Source organism: Kribbella sp. VKM Ac-2569, assembly GCF_004216905.1.
Lineage (GTDB): Bacteria > Actinomycetota > Actinomycetes > Propionibacteriales > Kribbellaceae > Kribbella.
In genome coordinates this window covers 1,333,484-1,350,078 of the sequence record NZ_SGXJ01000001.1, presented here as the reverse complement: position 1 = coordinate 1,350,078, position 16,595 = coordinate 1,333,484, and the positions used below count along the sequence as shown (strand labels likewise).

Annotated in this window: 19 protein-coding genes and 1 tRNA gene; 7 read left to right on the top strand and 13 right to left on the bottom strand. The window is 67.7% G+C overall.

The window, feature by feature from the left end; genetic code table 11:
- The first annotated feature begins 141 nt into the window (after positions 1 to 141).
- From EV649_RS06280 to EV649_RS06270, 3 genes are read left to right on the top strand one after another with little or no spacing between them, the layout of a single operon-like run.
- Positions 142 to 1,329, top strand: a complete 1,188-nt coding sequence (locus tag EV649_RS06280; protein WP_241997783.1) for a sensor histidine kinase — start codon at positions 142 to 144, stop codon at positions 1,327 to 1,329.
- Positions 1,326 to 1,946, top strand: a complete 621-nt coding sequence (locus EV649_RS06275) for a response regulator transcription factor (RefSeq protein WP_130381378.1) — start codon at positions 1,326 to 1,328, stop codon at positions 1,944 to 1,946. The genes EV649_RS06280 and EV649_RS06275 overlap by 4 nt, the downstream gene beginning before the upstream one ends.
- A gap of 13 nt (positions 1,947 to 1,959) precedes the next feature.
- The gene (locus EV649_RS06270) at positions 1,960 to 2,952 is read left to right on the top strand and encodes a cation diffusion facilitator family transporter (RefSeq protein WP_198682328.1); all 993 of its coding nucleotides are present in this window, start codon (positions 1,960 to 1,962) and stop codon (positions 2,950 to 2,952) included.
- Here the strand turns inward: EV649_RS06270 and EV649_RS06265 are convergent.
- Complete coding sequence (locus EV649_RS06265; RefSeq protein WP_130381376.1) at positions 2,949 to 3,299, bottom strand: hotdog domain-containing protein; 351 nt, start codon at positions 3,297 to 3,299, stop codon at positions 2,949 to 2,951. The genes EV649_RS06270 and EV649_RS06265 overlap by 4 nt on opposite strands.
- Before the next feature lie 35 nt (positions 3,300 to 3,334).
- Between EV649_RS06265 and EV649_RS06260 the strand changes: the two genes are divergently transcribed.
- A complete protein-coding gene (locus tag EV649_RS06260; RefSeq protein ID WP_241997781.1) occupies positions 3,335 to 3,946 on the top strand; it encodes a MarC family protein in 612 nt (203 codons plus the stop codon).
- 48 nt (positions 3,947 to 3,994) lie between these two features.
- Here the strand turns inward: EV649_RS06260 and EV649_RS06255 are convergent, their stop codons facing one another.
- The 5 genes from EV649_RS06255 to EV649_RS06235 form a co-directional block, all read right to left on the bottom strand.
- Positions 3,995 to 4,768 carry a hypothetical protein gene (locus EV649_RS06255; protein WP_130381374.1) on the bottom strand — a complete coding sequence of 258 codons (774 nt, stop codon included), beginning with the start codon at positions 4,766 to 4,768 and terminating at the stop codon, positions 3,995 to 3,997.
- Positions 4,769 to 4,782: 14 nt separating this feature from the next.
- Positions 4,783 to 5,271: a SigE family RNA polymerase sigma factor gene (locus EV649_RS06250; RefSeq protein ID WP_130381372.1), complete on the bottom strand. Its 489-nt coding sequence runs from the start codon at positions 5,269 to 5,271 to the stop codon at positions 4,783 to 4,785.
- A 384-nt stretch (positions 5,272 to 5,655) separates the two neighbouring features.
- Positions 5,656 to 5,728 (bottom strand) — tRNA-His (locus EV649_RS06245).
- A gap of 79 nt (positions 5,729 to 5,807) precedes the next feature.
- Positions 5,808 to 6,428, bottom strand: a complete 621-nt coding sequence (gene orn / locus EV649_RS06240) for an oligoribonuclease (protein ID WP_130381370.1) — start codon at positions 6,426 to 6,428, stop codon at positions 5,808 to 5,810.
- Between the two features lie 51 nt (positions 6,429 to 6,479).
- Entirely contained in the window at positions 6,480 to 7,361 is an 882-nt protein-coding gene (locus EV649_RS06235) for a class I SAM-dependent methyltransferase (protein ID WP_130381368.1), read from the bottom strand.
- 77 nt (positions 7,362 to 7,438) lie between these two features.
- Between EV649_RS06235 and EV649_RS06230 the strand changes: the two genes are divergently transcribed.
- A complete protein-coding gene (locus EV649_RS06230) occupies positions 7,439 to 7,918 on the top strand; it encodes a GNAT family N-acetyltransferase (protein WP_241997779.1) in 480 nt (159 codons plus the stop codon).
- Positions 7,919 to 7,940: 22 nt separating this feature from the next.
- Here the strand turns inward: EV649_RS06230 and EV649_RS06225 are convergent, their stop codons facing one another.
- Both EV649_RS06225 and EV649_RS06220 read right to left on the bottom strand, forming a co-directional pair.
- Positions 7,941 to 8,144 carry a cold-shock protein gene (locus tag EV649_RS06225; protein ID WP_130381366.1) on the bottom strand — a complete coding sequence of 68 codons (204 nt, stop codon included), beginning with the start codon at positions 8,142 to 8,144 and terminating at the stop codon, positions 7,941 to 7,943.
- A gap of 152 nt (positions 8,145 to 8,296) precedes the next feature.
- Positions 8,297 to 8,851, bottom strand: coding sequence for a dihydrofolate reductase family protein (locus EV649_RS06220; RefSeq protein ID WP_130381364.1), 555 nt, complete (start codon positions 8,849 to 8,851; stop codon positions 8,297 to 8,299).
- 178 nt (positions 8,852 to 9,029) lie between these two features.
- Here EV649_RS06220 and EV649_RS06215 point away from each other — a divergent pair, with 178 nt between their 5' ends.
- Positions 9,030 to 10,001, top strand: a complete 972-nt coding sequence (locus EV649_RS06215) for a 2-dehydropantoate 2-reductase (RefSeq protein ID WP_130381362.1) — start codon at positions 9,030 to 9,032, stop codon at positions 9,999 to 10,001.
- Positions 10,002 to 10,070: 69 nt separating this feature from the next.
- Here EV649_RS06215 and EV649_RS06210 read toward each other — a convergent pair whose 3' ends face one another.
- From EV649_RS06210 to EV649_RS06200, 3 genes are read right to left on the bottom strand one after another with little or no spacing between them, the layout of a single operon-like run.
- Complete coding sequence (locus EV649_RS06210) at positions 10,071 to 11,420, bottom strand: sugar ABC transporter substrate-binding protein (RefSeq protein WP_130381360.1); 1,350 nt, start codon at positions 11,418 to 11,420, stop codon at positions 10,071 to 10,073.
- Between the two features lie 19 nt (positions 11,421 to 11,439).
- Positions 11,440 to 12,354 (bottom strand): carbohydrate ABC transporter permease, encoded by a 915-nt coding sequence (locus tag EV649_RS06205; RefSeq protein ID WP_241997777.1) that lies wholly within the window; start codon positions 12,352 to 12,354, stop codon positions 11,440 to 11,442.
- Positions 12,351 to 13,283: a sugar ABC transporter permease gene (locus tag EV649_RS06200; protein ID WP_130381358.1), complete on the bottom strand. Its 933-nt coding sequence runs from the start codon at positions 13,281 to 13,283 to the stop codon at positions 12,351 to 12,353. The genes EV649_RS06205 and EV649_RS06200 overlap by 4 nt, the downstream gene beginning before the upstream one ends.
- Positions 13,284 to 13,461: 178 nt before the next feature.
- Here EV649_RS06200 and EV649_RS06195 point away from each other — a divergent pair, with 178 nt between their 5' ends.
- The gene (locus tag EV649_RS06195; protein ID WP_130381341.1) at positions 13,462 to 14,451 is read left to right on the top strand and encodes a LacI family DNA-binding transcriptional regulator; all 990 of its coding nucleotides are present in this window, start codon (positions 13,462 to 13,464) and stop codon (positions 14,449 to 14,451) included.
- Here EV649_RS06195 and sucD read toward each other — a convergent pair.
- Both sucD and sucC read right to left on the bottom strand, forming a co-directional pair.
- Complete coding sequence (gene sucD, locus EV649_RS06190) at positions 14,448 to 15,341, bottom strand: succinate--CoA ligase subunit alpha (RefSeq protein ID WP_130381339.1); 894 nt, start codon at positions 15,339 to 15,341, stop codon at positions 14,448 to 14,450. The two genes, EV649_RS06195 and sucD, sit on opposite strands and share 4 nt — an antisense overlap.
- Positions 15,342 to 15,356: 15 nt before the next feature.
- Positions 15,357 to 16,502, bottom strand: coding sequence for an ADP-forming succinate--CoA ligase subunit beta (gene sucC, locus EV649_RS06185; protein WP_130381337.1), 1,146 nt, complete (start codon positions 16,500 to 16,502; stop codon positions 15,357 to 15,359).
- Positions 16,503 to 16,595: the final 93 nt, after the last annotated feature.

The window sequence follows — 16,595 nt, the reverse complement described above, 5'->3', positions numbered from 1 at the left end:
GACCCCTGAATCGGTCGGTGGATTTCGAGCTGCCTCCAGCCTCCGTCCGCCGGGCTCGCCGTACGACGGGTGTTCGGCCACCAATCGATAGCCGAACGGATGATTCGGAACCGGGTCTACGCGGCCTACGATCAGCTGAACATGTCTACTGCACACACCCCGTCGATCCTGAGTCACGCGACCCGGCTGGTGACCGCACTGCACGCGGCACTGGTGGTCCTCGTGCTGGCGTCGGCGATCCGGTACCTCACAGGACACGGGTTCGACGACCGTGGACCGTGGGTGCTGGTCGGGGCAGTAGTGCTGCTGGCGACGTACGCCGCCTACCGCCTGCTGCCCAGCTGGGTCTGGCTGGCGTTGCTGGTCGTGGAGTGGTGCGCGCTGGTGTTACTGGCGCCGTCGTTCGCCTGGTGCGCAGTGCCGCTGTCTTTCGTTGCCCTGCGCATCCTGTCGTTCCGGCCGGCCTGTCTGGTCGTTGCGGGCATGGTGGTCGTCACTGTGGTGCAGTGGACCCGGATGACCGACCGGCTGGACCCGACCATCGTCCTAGGCCCGGTCTGCGTCGCAGTGCTTGCCGTAGGCGCCTATCGGGCGCTGGAGCGGGACGCACTGGCCAGACAGGCCCTACTGGACGAGCTGCACGCAGCACAAGGCGATCTGGCCGACGCACAGCACCAGGCCGGCGTCATAGCCGAGCGGGCGCGGCTGTCGCGCGAGATCCACGACAGCGTGGCGCAAGGCCTGTCGAGCATCAACCTGCTGCTCCAGGCCGCGGAACGCGAGTGGGACGACAGACCGGACGCCGCACGTGAGCACGCAGCCCAGGCCGCAGCCACGGCACGCGACGGACTGGACGAGGCCAGGAGGGTAGTCCGCGATCTGGCACCGGCTGAGCTCGCGGCTGGTCTACCGGAAGCACTCCGCAAGACCTGTGAGCGTTGGGCGGCCCACGCAGACGTCAACGTCAACGTGCAGGTGCACGGTACGCCGGTCACGCTCGACTCGGAGGTGGAGACAGCACTGCTCCGCACAGCCCGTGGCGCACTCGCGAATGTCCTCGAACACGCGCACGCGAAAGCGGTCGTGGTGACGCTCACCTACCACCCGGACGCGGTGGTTCTCGACGTTGTGGATAACGGCCGGGGCATTCCGCGATCTCATGTCAAGATCGATTCCGACCGCGGTCATGGACTGGCCGGAATCCGAGAACGGCTGAGACAACTGGGAGGAACGCTGGTGCTGGAGAGTGAACCGGGAGATGGTACGGCGCTGGCCGCATCGATCCCGCTACCTACGATGGCGCCACCAACGACGCCGGAGCGCCCATGATCCGGGTCGCCCTGGTCGACGATCATCCCGTGGTGCGCGCGGGAGTCCGGGCGCTGCTCGAGGGGCAGGATGACCTGACCGTTGTCGGCGAGGCCTCGGATGCGCACAGCGCGGAGCAACTCGTCGCGGCCCTGCACCCGGACGTCGTGCTGATGGATCTCAACCTCGGCGCGGGCGCCGGCGGAGCGGAGGTCACCGCACGCCTGCGTGCCCTGGCCGAGCCGCCGTACGTGCTGGTGCTGACGACGTACGACACCGAGGCCGACATCATGAGCGCGATCGACGCGGGGGCCTCCGGCTACCTGCTGAAGGACGCGCCGCCGGAGGACCTCTTCCGCGCGATCCGCGGCACCGCCCGCGGCGAAACAGTGCTAGCTCCGGCCGTCGCTGCACGGCTGGTACGACGCTCCGGCCCGACGCTGACCGAGCGCGAGGTGGAGATCCTCGGCCTGCTCGCCACCGGCAAGGCGAACCGCGAAATGGCCAAGAAGCTCTATGTCAGCGAGGCGACGATCAAGTCTCACTTGGCGCACATCTACTCGAAGCTGGAGGTGGACAACAGAGCAGCGGCCGTGGCACGCGCGATCGAACAGCGCATCATCCGGCCAGTCAGCTGAGTAAGGTCTGACTGTGAGCAGCTCGGAGGACGACGCGTCCGGTGGCGAGAGCCTCCTGACGGTGCTGGTCGCGCTCGCCGCGAACCTGCTGATCGCCGTCGCCAAGACGGTGGTCGCCGTGATCACCGGATCCGCCTCGATGACGGCGGAGGCGGCGCACTCATGGGCCGACACCGGCAACGAAGTGTTCCTGCTGGTGGGGGAGCGGCGGGCGCGGAAGCCGGCCGACCAGTCGCATCCGCTCGGGTACGGGCGGGTCGGGTACATCTGGTCGATGTTCGCCGCGTTCGGGCTGTTCACGGTCGGCGCCGCGGTCTCGGTGTGGCACGGCATCCAGTCGCTGCAGCACGGTGAGGCCGAAGGCACGTCGTACAGCTGGGCGTACGCCGTGCTCGGGGTCTCGTTCGTGCTCGAGGGGATCTCGTTCACGCAGGCGCTGCGGCAGACGAAGGCCGGTGCGCTGGAGCGGATGCTGCGCCCGTGGCGGTACGTGCGGCTGACGTCGAACCCGGTGCTCCGGGCGGTGTTCGTCGAAGACCTGTCCGCGCTGATCGGCATCCTGATCGCGGCACTCGCGATCCTGCTGCATCAACTGACCGGCAACGCGGTCTGGGACGCGATCGGCTCGATCGTGGTCGGGATCCTGCTCGGCTGTGTCGCGCTGTTCCTGATCAGCCGGAACATGGACTTCCTGACCGGTGAAGCGGTCACGCCGCTGGCCCGGAACCGGGTGCTCCGCGCCCTGCTCGCGCACCAGGACATCGAGCGGATCAGCTTCCTGCACATGGAGTGGGTCGGCGCCGACCGGATCTTCCTGGTCGCCGCGGTCGACGTCGTCGGCAACGACGTCGAGTCCGAGGTCGCCGCCCGCCTCTACGCGATCGAGGACGCGCTGAACGCCCGCCCGGAGATCCAGCAGGCGATCCTCACACTCTCCCGTCCCGGCGACCCGACCAGCCTCCAGCCCGGCGAGCTGCCTACCTGGTACGTCGAGCGACCCGTCTAGGGGACGTTCGCGAGGAAGCGTTCGCGGTCGACGACGACGCGTTCGAGCTCGCCGTCCGCGATCAATTGGCCGGCCGAGTTGGTCGCGCGGACCTGGAAGCGCAGGTGGCGGCCGTCCACTTCAGGGCCGTCCGCAGCGACGTCCACGGTGTCGCCGACCCGGGTCGGCAACCGGTGGCGGATGCGAACCGACGTACCGACCGAGGTCTGGCCGGGATCGAGCGCGCTCAGAGCGAGTTGGGCGGTCGTGTACTCCAGCCAGGTGATCAGGCGGGGAGTCGCGAGGACCTCGACGTCGCCGCTGCCCACGGCGAGTGCGGTGTCGGCGGCGGTCACCTCGTGGCGCACGGCAGGTCCTCTCTGAGCCGTGTACGCTCCCGACCGTGGAGCCCGTACACGTTGCGGTTTCGGCGTTGGCTGCATTGTTGCCGATCATGAACCCGATCGGCGCGCTGGCCACCTTCGCAGGTCTGACGGACGGCGTCGAGCGCGCCGCGATGAAACGCCAGGCGGTGATGACCGGCGTCTACGTCCTGGCGATCCTGACTGTCTTCGCGCTGCTCGGCACGCTCGTGCTGGAAGGGCTGGGCATCGGTTTGCCCGCACTGCAGATCGCCGGCGGTCTGGTGGTCGCGCACTCCGGCTTCGGCATGATCGTGGCCCGGGAGACCCTGACCGAGGACGAGAAGACGCACGGGGCGGCCAAGCCGGACGTCTCGTTCTCGCCGATGGCGCTGCCGTTGATCGCCGGTCCGGGTGCGATCGGCGTGGTGATCGCTCTGACCGCACGGCACCCCGGGATCGCCAACCGGCTGAGCGTGATCGTGGCGTCGGTCGTGATCGCCGCTCTCGTGGCGGCGCTGCTGCGCTTCGGTACGCCGCTCGTCGACAAGCTCGGCCCTACGGGCCTGGGTGCCCTCAGCCGGATCATCGGCTTCCTCACGCTGGCGATCGGCGTCGAACTAGTTACCCACGGCGTACTCGCGGCGAAATAGAGCCCATCGCGTCCTCCAACGAGGGGACGCGATGGGCTCACCCCACCTTTACTTCATGCCCTTGGAGGGCGAGACCGGAGGGAGTTTCCAGGCCTTGCTCTTCGCGAGGGCCGAGAGGTCCTCGACCGAGAGGAGAGGCTTGGAGCGGGTGTGCTGCTTGCCCTTCTCCGCCGGGCCGTTGTAGCTGGTCAGGTTGATGTTGCGGCCGTCGTGACGGAACAGGACCACGTAGTTGCTGACGACGCCGTACTCCGCCTGGCGGCTGTCGGTGTACTCAGGCGACTCCTTGGAGACGTAGAGGACCGACCCGTCAGGCAGCGTGCTGCACCCCGCGCGCTTGGGCACGCACGGGTTCCCCTCGCCCCCGCCGGAGAGCAGTACGTCGACCCGCGCGGCCCCGTGACCGTCATTGACGACGTACGCCGCACCGGCGTAGTCGCCCCCGCCCCACCTCTCGGGGTTCGAGAAGGTCCGGCCTGGCGCCGCGACCAGCTCCTTCAGCGTCGCCAGCGTCTGCTTCGGGTTGACCCCCGCAGGCTTGGTCGTCGGGGTGGCCTTGGCCGACGAGTTGGTCGAGGGCTTGGCGATCGGCACCGGAGAGCCAGCGACCGCGGTGTTCGTGGAGGAGCCGGCCAGGTGGATCCCGCCGGCGATCAGCCCCGCGGTAGCCAGCACGGCCCCAGCACCGGACGCCGTGGCGATCGCCGTACGCCGACGCCGCAGCCGCAACCCCTGCGCAACGCTGCGTTCCAGCAGATCAGGTGTGACCGGCTCGAGGTTCTCGGTGGCACGGTGCATCAAATCGGTGAGTTGGGTGTTCATGGTTCTCCTCAGCGTCAGAGCGCGATCAAGTGGTCGGCACCGTCACCGAGAACCGCCCGCAGACGGTCCAGGGCGCGGGCGGTGCGAGTGGTGATCGCACTGGTCTTCTTGCCAAGATCGAGCGCCACCTGCTCGACGCTGCGATCTTCGAAGAACCGCAGCACCAACACGGCCCGATCCAACGGCGCCAGCTCCGCCAAAGCGCTCTGCAAAGCCATCCGCAGCTCCGGATCCCCAACCCGCTCAGCACTCTCCGGCAGTTCAGCAGTAGGCCGCTCGGACCAACTACGTCGCCGTCGCTGAGAGATATACGTCCGCACCAACGCAGTCCGCGCATAAGCAGCAGGACTGTCGATCCGCTGCCAAACCTTCAGCAGGTTCGCGAGCGTCTCCTGCACCAGATCCTCAGCATGATGCCGATCCCCAGCCAGCAACCAAGCAGTCCGGTACAGCCGCGGTATCTGAACCCGCGCGAACTCCTCGAAGTCCTCAGTCGTACCCATCCACACCTCCAGTAGGCGCCTCTGCCTGAAGAGACGCACTGAGGAGGCAGTCAGATCACACCCAACTCAAAAGACCTTCGACAAGACCCAAACCGAGAACGCCAAAAACCCCACCACAAACGTCACCAGCACAACGACCCCGTACCCGAACCACGCGCTCCCGCTCAACTTCACGAGTAGATCCTCCCACGAGGCGTATCAGCGACACACGAACTGAACCACCGCAGCCGAGCCAACCGCCGAACAGGACCACCGAAGCCGAGCGAAGCGAAGGCAAAAGGGGGTGCGGGTGGCGGAGCCCCCGCCGGCGGCAAGCGAAGCGCAGCCGCACAAAATGACGAAGCCGACCAAACCCGCGCAATCTGCGGGCATGGCCGGCCATCGGGTGAGTGACGGGACTCGAACCCGCGGCCACCTGGACCACAACCAGGTGCTCTACCAGCTGAGCTACACCCACCATTGCCGTCCGAACTGCGACGGCTGAGCAATCATAGCGACGAACTGTCAGGACCTGAAATCGAGGGCGGATCCGCAGGTCAGGCGCCGGTTGTGCTGTCCTCGGTGGGTGCTGCGACGAGGCTGGCGGCGGCCCGGGCGGTGGAGGAGTCGGGGCCGGGCTGGGGCACGAACACTGTCTCCCGGTAGTACCGCAGTTCGGAGATGCTTTCGGTGATGTCGGCGAGGGCGCGGTGGTTGCCGGTCTTGGCCGGCGTCGCGTAGTACACGCGCGGGTACCAGCGCCGTACGAGCTCCTTGATCGAGCTGACGTCGACGTTGCGGTAGTGCAGGTGTGACTCGACGCGGGGCATGTCGCGGACCAGGAAGGTCCGGTCGGTGCCGACCGAGTTGCCGGCGAGGGCGGCCTTGCGGGGCTCTTTGACGTACGACGTGATGAAGTCGAGCACCTGCTCCTCGGCGTCGGCGAGCGGGATCCCGTTGGCGAGCTCCTCGAGCAGCCCGGACGCGGTGTGCATGTCGCGGACGAAGTCGCCCATCTGGTCGAGCGCGGCCGGTGGCGGCGCGATCACCAGGTCGATCCCGTCACCGAGCACGTTCAGTTCGTAGTCGGTGACCAGAACCGCAACCTCGATCAAGGCGTCGTTCACCAGGTCGAGGCCGGTCATCTCGCAGTCGATCCACACCAGCCGGTCGTTCATGGGCACCCACCTTACGGTGACGCGCCGACAGTGCGGCGACGGCGTGCCCTGTCAGCGCGGCGCGTGCCCCAGGTGGACGCTCCGGACGGACAGTACGGCGAGGTCGGAACGCTGCCCGAGGTAGTGCGGCCCGTCCGGGTCCAGCAACTGCCGCCAGGCGTCCAGATCCTCCGGAGTCAGCCACTCCTCGTCAGAAACCACGTGCCCGTGACCGTGTCCCTGCGAGGAGCCGGTGAGCCGCTCGATCCGCGTCCGGAACGCCCGTACGACGCTTTCCAGCCGCTCCGGCGGCAACGGGGCCGGCGCCTCGGTCAGCACGCTCCGCGTGGTCGCCCCGGTCAGTCCAGCCCGAGTCAGCGCCTCGGTCCACCCGTACGGCATCGGCACCGACCCCGGCAGTGAGTCCCGCATCACCTTGAACCATCGGTCCTGCGCCAGATCGAGCCGCAGCTCCAGACCGGGCTCGCCGACTCCGAGGTCCCACGGCAGGTGCCGTGCGGGCAGTCCGCCCTCCGCGAGCGCCAGCCGTCCACCGGGCGCGAGCAGCGACGCCAGCGCGTCCACTGCGGCCTGCTGGTCGGCAGCATGGTGAACGGAGGCCGATGCCCAGATCAGGTCGGCCGGAGCGTCGATTGCCCGACGCAACGGCTCCGCCCCGTCGTCCATCGACGCCAGCTCACACCGCACGAGGCCGGCGGTGTGCTCCCGTGCCTGCTCCAGTACGTCGGGATCCGCGTCGATCGCCACCACCGTCGCACCGGGCAACGCCTCGGCCAGCGCCTTGGCCATCCCGCCACCGCCGCAGCCGATGTCCGCGACGACCTTGTCGCCCTCGCGCACCAGACTGCGGGCCACGGCCGCGTTCCAGTCGGTCTCGCCCTCGGCCGACGCGCGCAACCGTCCGGCCTCTCCAGCCCAATCGATCTCGATCATGACGACAGTCTCGTCCTCGCCGCCGACGAAACCCACGTCATGTTGCCGGTCCGGCAAATGGCGTTACCGTTGCGTGGGTGATCGCCACCGACCGTCTGACGCTGCTGCCGCTCGAGGTCGAGTACGCCGAACCGATGGCAGAAGTCCTGTCCGACCCCGCCCTCTACACCTTCACAGGCGGCGAACCGCCGTCCGTAGCGGCGCTCGAGGCACGCTACCGCCGCCAACTGGCCGGTCCGGGACGTGCGGACGAGCAGTGGCTCAACTGGGTGATCAAGTACGACGACGGGCTGATCGGCTACGTCCAGGCGACAGTCATCGCCGGTACGGCGGAGATCGCGTGGGTTATCGGCACCGCTTGGCAGGGCCGCGGTTTCGCGAAGGAGGCCGCCCAGGGGATGGTCACCTGGCTACGGGCTCAGAGAATCGGCCGGATCATCGCGCACGTACATCCGGACCACACCGCATCGGCGGCTGTCGCAGCCGCGATCGGTCTCGCCCGCACCGACGTACTGGAAGACGGCGAGTACCTGTGGAACACGGCAGACCCGGCGTGAGCCGGGTCTGCCGCTTACAGCATCAGACCGGGCGGACGTTCTCCGCCTGCAGGCCCTTCGGGCCCTGCGCGATCTCGAACTCAACCCGCTGGTTCTCGTCCAGGGAGCGGAAGCCCTGCGTCTGGATCGCCGAGTAGTGCACGAATACGTCGGCGCCGCCGTCCTCCTGGGAGATGAAGCCGAAGCCCTTCTCGCCGTTGAACCACTTCACTGTTCCCAAAGCCATGATTTTCTCCTGATACGACAAAACGCCCGGCGGATCACAAATCCGCGGGCGCTTCGACACGAACGTGGAACTGCAAAACTGCTATCGAGTCAAAACCCTAGCACGCTGGATGAGCCGTCAGCCACCCCTCGCCACGCCACCGGCTCATCTTGCTAGGGCCGCACGTACGTCGCCAGCGATGCTGCGCCGGTCTGGGCGACCGAGGCGAGCTGGAAGTGGACGGGGGTGTCGGACGGGCCGAACAGCCCCTCGCCGGTGCCGACGATCGACGGGAAGGTCATCAGCCGGTACTCGTCGACGAGATCAGCTGCCTGCAGCGCCCGGATCACACTGAGGCTGCCGGTCACGGCAACGGTCCGCGACTCGGTCCGCACGTAGTCCGTCAGCGAGCCCTCCATCAGGGTCGAGTTGGGGAAGGCCGACAGGTCGGTCAGTGAGTGCGACGCGACCACCTTGGCCATCTTGTTCATCCGGGTCGAGAAGTCGTCGGTGCGGTTCGGCCAGAGCCGGCTGAACAGCTCCCAGGTGGTCCGGCCGAGCAGCAGTACGCCGGTGTCCATCAGTTCGCCGAGCCGGAACTTGTCGCCGCCGACGGTCTCGGGGCCGTGGCGGAACGCCCAGCCGCCCGCCGGCGTACCGCCGGAGCCGTCCGGGTCGGTGACGATGCCGTCGAGGCTGACGAATCCGGTGACGATGACGTGGCTCATGGTTCCTGCTCCTTGTGTCGAGTGATTCACGCCGGTACATACCGCCGAGCAGGCCCCGATTCATCGCCGCGCACCGAACATTTTTGGCGAGCGCTTGCCGGAGAGTGTGATCTTGACCGCATTCAGCCTCCAGCCTACTGTATGCGGTATACAAGCCTCCCGGAAGGCAGGGACCTTTATGAGGGTTGCGGTTCTCGGCGCCGGTGCGATCGGTGCGTACGTCGGCGCGGCGCTACACCGTGGTGGGACAGAGGTCCACCTGGTCGCCCGCGGCGCGCATCTGGAAGCGATCCGGTCGGACGGTGTCACGGTGCTCAGCCCACGCGGTGACTTCACGGCCCGGACACCGGCCACGGACGACCCGGTCGCGATCGGCCCGGTCGACTACGTGTTCCTCGGGCTCAAGGCGAACTCGTACGCGAACGCCGGCCCGTTGCTCGAGCCCCTGCTGCACGACCGCACGGTCGTGGTCGCGGCGCAGAACGGCATCCCCTGGTGGTACTTCCACGGTCTGAAGGGCCCGTACGAGGGCCGCCGGATCGAATCGGTCGACCCCGGTGGCGCCGTCACCGAGGTGCTCGACCTCGACCGCGCGATCGGTTGCGTCGTGTACTGCTCGACCGAGCTCGAAGGTCCAGGCGTCGTACGGCACCTGGAAGGCACCCGCTTCTCGATCGGCGAACCCGGCGGCGGGCAGTCGGAGCGCTGTGCGGCCTTCAGCACGGCGATGATCGCCGGCGGACTGAAGTGCCCGGTCGAGGACGACATCCGCAACGACATCTGGATCAAGCTGCTCGGGAACGCGGCGTTCAATCCGATCAGCGCGCTGGCCCGGGCGACGATGGTGGAGATAGCGACGCATCAGGGCACCCGGCAGATGGTCCGGCTGATGATGGAGGAGTCGCTGGAGATCGCCGCCGCGCTCGGCTGCCACCCGGAGATCTCCGTGGACAAACGGCTCGACGGCGCGGAACGGGTCGGCGGGCACAAGACCTCGATGCTGCAGGACCTGGAGAAGGACAAGCCGCTCGAACTCGACGTCATCCTCGCCGCGGTCGTCGAACTCGCCGACCTCACCGGCGTCAAAGCCCCCACCCTCCGAGCCGTCCACGCAGTGGCCGACCTCCTGGCCAGCAAGGTCGGCATATAGACCAGGTGGGTCCGGCAAACAGCGACGCCGGACCCACCTGTTCCACTTCTGGACTTGGTCGCGAGGTGGTCAGCCGTTGACCTGGAAGCCCTGCTGGTTGCCGTAGGTCACCAGCGCGTCCTGCCAGGCCTTGAGTCCGGTGTTCAGGTCGGACTTGGACTGGTATGCCTTGCCGACGGTGTCGCCGTAGATGCTGTTCGCGTACAGCTCGTACGGCAGGTAGCTCCAGCCCTTCACGACCGAGCCGGCCGCACCGGTCAGGACCTGGTTGATCTTCTGGCCGCCGAAGTACGTGCTGGCCTTGTCCACGAACGCCGGGTCCTTGAGGTCGGCCGTCGTCGCCGGGAAGCCACCGCTGGCGAGGAACGGCTTCACGCCCTCGTCGTGGTTCAGCCACCGGACGAACGCCGCCGCGAGCGCGGGGTTCTTGCTCTGCTTCAGCACGGACTCCGTGCTGCCGCCGTTCTCCGCGGTCGCCGGCTGGCCGTCGTACGTCGGCATCGGGGCGACCGCCCACTTGCCGGCGCCGGCCTTGACCGAGGACTCCATCACACCGGGCATCCAGGCGCCGGTCGGCAGCGTCGCGATGGTGCCGTCGCCGAGAGCCTTGAACCACTCGTCGGTCCAACCGGGGATGTTCGACACCAAGCCGCCCGTGACGAGCTGGTTCCAGGTGCTGGTCCACTTCTTCGAGCCGTCGTCCTGCAGGTTGATGGCGATGTTCTTGCCGTCGGTCTTGAACGGCTGGCCACCGGCCTGCCAGATCATGCTGGTGGTGAAGCCGGCGTCACCGGCGTCGTTGGTGATGTAGGCCTTCGGGTTGGCGGCGTGCAGCTTCTTCGCGGCCGCGACGTACTCGTCCCAGGTCTTCGGTACGGCGATGCCGTACTTGTCGAAGACCTGCTTGTTGTAGAACAGCGCCATCGGCCCGGAATCCTGCGGCAGGCCGTAGAGCCCGCTGCCGGCGTGGACGGCGGCCCAGGTCGAGGCCGTGTACGCCGATTCGTACTGGCTGAAGCCGTACTGGCCCAGGTCGACGAGCGAGCCGGGCAACGCGAACTGCGGGAGCGCCTGGTACTCGATCTGGGCCACGTCCGGAGCACCCGAGCCGGCCTTGATCGCGTTCTGCAGCTTGGTGTAGTGGTCGTTGCCGGTCCCGGCGTTGACGTAGTTCACCTTGACGTTCGGGTACTGCGCCATGAACGCCTTCACCTGGGCCTCCGCCGACGGCGTCCAGCTCCAGTAGGTGATCGTGCCGCCGGCCTTGAGCGCGGCGTCGACGGCGTCGGCCGAGCCCGTGCTCGCACTGCTGCTGCCTGAGTTGTCCGACCCGCCACCGCAGGCGGCCACGACCGCCAAGGCCATGACCGCGGCTCCGGCGACCACCAGCCGCCGGATGCCCCACCGATGTGACTTCATGGTGTTCCTTTCACTGCACTCATTTGACGCTGCCAGCGCTCAGGCCTGATTGCCAGAACCGCTGAAGGAGGAGGAAGGCGATCACCAAGGGCACGATCGTCAGCAACGATCCGGTGATCACCAGGTTGTAGATGGGGCGGGCCCCCACTCCGGTCGCTTGGTTGCTCCACTGGGTGAGCCCGACGGTGAGTGGGTAGAGGTTGGGTTTGCTGAGCATGATCAGCGGCAGGAAGTAGTTGTTCCAGGTCGACACCACGGCGAACAGGAGCGTCGTGACGATGCCCGGGGCGAGCAGCCGCAGCGCGACGGTGAAGAACGTACGGATCTCTCCCGCGCCGTCGATCCGGGCCGCCTCGAGCAGCTCGACCGGTACGGCGTCGGTGGCGTAGACCCACATCAGGTACAGCCCGAACGGGCTGACGAGCGACGGGATGATGATCGCCCACACGGTGTTGGTCAAGCCGAGGTTCGAGAACATCAGGAACGTCGGCACCGCGAGCGCCGTACCCGGCACGGCGACCGCACCGAGCAGGATCGCGAAGACGGCGCGCCGCCCGGCGAACTTGTACTTCGCCAGCCCGTAGCCGGCCGCGGTCGCGAGGAGGGTCGCACCACCTGCGCCGACGACCACGTACAGCACGGTGTTGCCGAGCCAGCGCAGGAAGATCCCGTCGTTGTAGGTCAGGGTGTCCTTGATGTTGGTGAAGAACGCGAAGCTCTTGCCGAACCACAGACCCGGCGTGGACAGCAGATCGTCCTGCGTTTTGGTTGCGCTCAGCAACAGCCAGACCAGCGGGACGAGCGTGTAGATCAAGTAGAGCACCATCACGCCGGTCAGCAGGGGCGACCGCTTCGGCCGCAGCGGCGACGTCCGGGTCTTCTCCGCGCCGAGCGTCGTGCTCGCTACGCGGGGCGTGCGGATGGTCGTACTCACAATGCCTCCCGAGATCCCCGCAGTTGCACGACGTACGCGATGATCGCGGTGATGAAGCCCATCACGATCGCGACGGTGGCGGAGTAGTTGAACTGCTGCCCGGCGAAGGACAGGTTGTAGGCGTACATGTTGGGCGTGTAGTACGTCGTGATCACGTTCGGCGCCAGCGTGCGCAGGATGTTGGGTTCGTTGAACAGCTGGAAGCTGCCGATGATCGAGAAGATCGTCGCGATCACGATCGCGCCGCGCAGCGCCGGCAACTTGACCGCACGGATGGTCCGCCACGTCCCGGCCCCGTCGATCGCGGCCGCCTCGTACAGCTCACCCGGCACCGTGCGCAGCGCCGAGTAGAAGATCAGCATGTTGTAGCCGACGAACTCCCAGGTGACGATGTTGGCGATCGACGGCAGCATCCAGGTGCTGCTCAGCGGCTGGATCGCGGTGGTGCCGAGCAGGTCGTTCAGGTTCGCCGCCAGGCCGAAGTTGTCGCCGTAGATGTAGCCCCACATGAGTACGGCGACCACACCCGGTACGGCGTACGGCAAGAAGATGACGATGCGGAAGAACCCCGCCGCGTGCAGCCGGGCACTGTCGATCGCGAGCGCCGCCAGCAGGGCCAAGGCCAGCATCACCGGCACCTGGACCACCAGGAAGACACCGACCCGGCCGAACGCCTCCCAGAATTTCGGGTCCTGCAACGTCTCGGTGTAGTTGTCCAGTCCGACGAAGACGCTGCCGCCGAAGAACGCCTGATCGCGGTACAGGCTCAGATAGATCGCGTAGCCGATCGGGGCCAGGAAAGTGACCGCGAAGACGGCGAGGAACGGGCCGACGAACAGCCACCCCTTGCTGTCCCGGAACGTTCCCCGGCGCCGTCGGCCGGGCGCGCCCGTCCGGGTGACCGGCTGCTGGACCACGGACTCCGTCATGCCCGACTCCCTCTCGCCTTCCGCGCAGCGGACGACCACCGCGACGCGCGATGTTGACGTCAACATCGACGGCGTGACGGTAGCGTGTTTACGTCAACATGTCTACACTGCGGACACAACCGAGGAGGTGCGGATGACGGGGGAGGGATCAGCGGGCCCCAGGCGGCGGAGACCGTCGATGGCCGATGTCGCCCGGGTCGCCGGCGTGTCCGGACAGACCGTGTCGCGGGTCGCGAACGACCGGCTCAATGTGGACGCCGCCACCCGGGACCGGGTCCGGGCCGCCATGCGTGAACTCGGCTACCGCCCGAACAGCGCCGCGCGCGCCCTGCGCAACGGGGTGTACCGCAGCATCGGCGTCATCGTCTTCGAGCTGCACAGCTACGGTACGACGCGCACCCTCGACGCGATCGCCATCGCGGCGACGAACAGAGGCTACGCAATCAACCTCGTGCCGGTTCTGGACGTGAGTCAGAGTGCGGTGACGAGCGCCTTCGACCGCCTCGGCGAGCAGGCCGTCGACGGCGTCATCATCCTGATCGAGGCGCACACCCTGGACGAGGCAGGCGTTCGGCTCCCCGAGAGGTTGCCGGTGGTGGTGGTCGACTCGAGCGCGCACTACGACTATCCGATCGTGGACAGCGACCAGCGCCAGGGTGCGCGGCTGGCGACGGAGCACCTGCTGGAGCTGGGGCACCAGACGGTCTGGCATCTCGGCGGACCGCCCACGTCGTTCGCCGCGGACAGGCGCCGGCGTTCGTGGGAACAGACGCTGCTCGACCACGGCCGGAAGGTGCCGCCGGTCTTCGACGGGGACTGGACCTCGACCTCCGGCTACGAGGCGGGCCGGGCGCTCGCCGCGAACGACGAGGTGACAGCGGTCTTCGTCGCCAACGACCAGATGGCGCTCGGTCTGCTGCGCGCCTTGTACGAACGAGGTCGCGCTGTGCCGGACGATGTCAGCGTGGTCGGCTTCGACGACATGGAAGAGGCGGCTCACTTCTGGCCGCCGCTCACCACCGTTCGCCAGACCTTCACCGAAGTGGGCCGCCGAAGCGTGGATGCGCTGATCGCCGAGATCCAGGCCGGCGATCACCGCCACGCCCCGGTCGCCGTCCCCACCGAACTCGTTATCCGCAAGAGCACCGCACCCCCACCGGCCCGTTAGACGGCGACTTGCTGGTTGGAGAGCACGGCCCGCATCAGGTCTGCGGTTTCGGTCGGGGTTTTGCCGACACGTACGCCGGCTGCTTCCAGAGCCTCCTGCTTCGCGGCCGCGGTACCGGATGAGCCGGACACGATCGCGCCGGCGTGGCCCATCGTCTTGCCCTCCGGCGCGGTGAAGCCCGCCACGTACCCGACGACCGGCTTGGTCACGTTCTCCTTGATGAACGCGGCCGCACGCTCCTCGGCGTCACCGCCGATCTCACCGATCATCACGATCGCGTCGGTGTCCGGGTCGTCCTGGAACGCCCGCAGCGCGTCGATGTGCGTGGTCCCGATGATCGGGTCGCCGCCGATCCCGATCGCGGTCGAGAACCCGAAGTCCCGCAGCTCGTACATCATCTGGTAGGTCAACGTGCCCGACTTGCTGACGAGCCCGATCCGCCCCGGCCCTGCGATGTCGGCGGGAATGATCCCCGCGTTGGAGCTTCCTGGGCTGATGATGCCGGGGCAGTTCGGGCCGATGACGCGCGTCCCGTTGGCCTGTGCGTGCGCGAAGAACGCCGCGGTGTCGTGGACGGGAACGCCCTCGGTGATCACCACCACCAGCGGGATCCCCGCGTCGACGGCCTCGATGACGGCTCCGCGCGTGAACCGTGGCGGCACGAATACCACCGACACGTCGGCGTCCGCTGCCTTCACCGCGTCCGCGCACGACCCGTACACCGGGATCGAGCGCCGCGCGAAGTCCACCGACTGCCCGCCCTTGCCGGGCGTCACGCCGCCGACGACATTGGTGCCGGCGGCAAGCATCCGGCTGGTGTGCTTCTGTCCCTCGGACCCGGTCATGCCCTGCACGACGACCCGGCTCTTCTCGGTCAGGAATATCGCCATCTCGAACAGTCCCTTCTAGGCGGCGAGCTCGGCGGCGCGCGCCGCGGCGCCGTCCATCGTGTCGACCACGGTCACCAGCGGATGGTTGGCCTTGGCGAGGATCTTGCGGCCTTCCTCGACGTTGTTGCCGTCCAGCCGGACGACGAGTGGCTTGTCGGCGTGGTCGCCTAGCAGTGCTAGCGCCTGCACGATGCCGTTCGAGACCGCGTCGCAGGCGGTGATCCCGCCGAACACGTTCACGAACACACTGCGCACCTGCGGGTCGGAAAGGATGATCCCGAGCCCGTTCGCCATCACCTCGGCCGAAGCGCCGCCGCCGATGTCCAGGAAGTTGGCCGGTTTCACGCCGTACGGCGAACCCGCGTACGCGACCACGTCGAGCGTCGACATCACCAGGCCCGCGCCGTTGCCGATGATCCCGACCGAGCCGTCCAGCTTCACGTAATTCAGGCCCTTGGCGTGCGCCTCGGCCTCGAGTGGGTCAGCGGCCCCCTTGTCGTCGAAGCCGGTGTGATCCGGGTGCCGGTACGCCGCGTTGTCGTCGAGCGTGACCTTGCCGTCAAGGGCTTCCAACGACCCGTCGCCGAGCTTCACCAGCGGATTCACCTCGACCAGCGACGCGTCTTCCGCAATGAACACGTCCCACAACCGCTGCACTACCGCGGATGCCTCGGCCGGGAACCCGGCGGCGGTCACGATCTCCGCGGCCTTCGCCTCGTCGACGCCGGTCGCCGGATCGATCCGCACCTTCGCGATCGCGTCCGGGTTGGTGTGCGCGACCTCCTCGATCTCCACACCGCCTTCGGTGCTGGCGATACACAGGTACTCGCGGTTCGCCCGGTCGACGAGGAACGAGAAGTAGTACTCCTCGGCGATGTCCGCGGCAGGCGCCAGCAGCACCCGCTGCACGGTGTGACCCTTGATGTCCATCCCGAGGATCTCGGCCGCCTTCGCCTGCGCCTCGTCCGGGGTGGCGGCCAGCTTCACGCCGCCGGCCTTGCCGCGCCCACCGGTCTTCACCTGTGCCTTCACCACCACGCGCCCGCCGAGCTCACGGGCCGCGTCCGCGGCGTCGGCCGCGTCCTCGATCACCCGCCCCAGCGTCACCGGAACGCCGTGCCGAGCAAACAGCTCCTTGGCTTGGTACTCCATGAGGTCCACGTCGCCTCCAAGAATGTGTGGTGACGACTGTATGCGGTATGCAATCTAGTCACAAGAGTGACGCCCAGGTCTGGACAACCTCCGGCGCGGAGG